The organism is Blastococcus mobilis (genome assembly GCF_900188025.1).
Lineage (GTDB): Bacteria > Actinomycetota > Actinomycetes > Mycobacteriales > Geodermatophilaceae > Blastococcus_B > Blastococcus_B mobilis.
Window position 1 is genome coordinate 1 of sequence record NZ_FZNO01000088.1, and the last position, 1036, is coordinate 1036.

Sequence of the window (1036 nt, forward strand, 5' to 3'; positions counted from 1 at the left end):
TCCGGGAGATCGCCGAACGGGAGATCGCCCCCTACGCCGCCGAGGTGGACGCCGAATCCCGCTATCCGGTCGAGGCGCAGAAGGCGCTGACGGCCGCGGGCTTCCACGCCACCCACATTCCCGAGCAGTACGGGGGCGAGGGCGCGGACGCGATCGCCACCTGCATCGTGATCGAGGAGGTCGCACGGGTCGACGTCAGCGCCTCGCTGATCCCCGCGGTCAACAAGCTCGGCTCGATGCCGATCATCCTGTCCGCCTCCGAGGACGTGAAGCAGCAGGTCCTGCCGTCGATCGCCGCCGGCGACGCGATGATCAGCTACGGGCTCTCGGAGCGCGAGGCCGGCTCCGACGCCGCTGCGATGAAGACCCGCGCGCGCCTGGACGGCGACAGCTGGGTGCTCAACGGCACCAAGGCCTGGATCACCAACTCCGGGATCTCGGAGTGGTACACGGTCATGGCGGTCACCGACCCGGGAAAGGGCTCAGGCGGCATCTCGGCGTTCGCCGTGCACCGGGACGACCCGGGCTTCGCCGTCGGCCCCAAGGAACGCAAGATGGGCATCAAGGGCTCGCCCACGTGCGAGCTGTACTTCACCGACTGCACCATCCCGGCCGACCGGATCATCGGGGCGCCCGGCACGGGCTTCAAGACCGCGCTGCGGACGCTGGACTTCACCCGGCCCACCATCGGCGCGCAGGCGGTCGGCGTCGCGCAGGGCGCGCTGGACGCGTCGGTGGCCTACGTCAAGGAACGCAGGCAGTTCGGGACGTCGATCGGCTCGTTCCAGGGCGTGCAGTTCATGCTCGCCGACATGGAGATGAAGATCGAGGCCGCCCGGCACCTGGTCTACGTCGCCGCGGCGGCGGGGGAGCAGGGCCGGCCGGACGTCACCCGGGTGTCGGCCTCGGCGAAGGCGTTCGCCTCCGACGTCGCCATGCAGGTGACCACCGACGCCGTCCAGCTCTTCGGCGGCGCCGGGTACACGCAGGACTTCCCCGTCGAGCGGATGATGCGCGACGCGAAGATCACCCAGAT

Annotated in this window: 1 protein-coding gene; it reads left to right on the top strand. The window is 70.3% G+C overall.

The window, feature by feature from the left end; translation table 11 throughout:
- The coding region (locus tag CHB94_RS24370; RefSeq protein ID WP_141137659.1) for an acyl-CoA dehydrogenase family protein at positions 1-1036 on the top strand (1036 nt) is incomplete at both ends.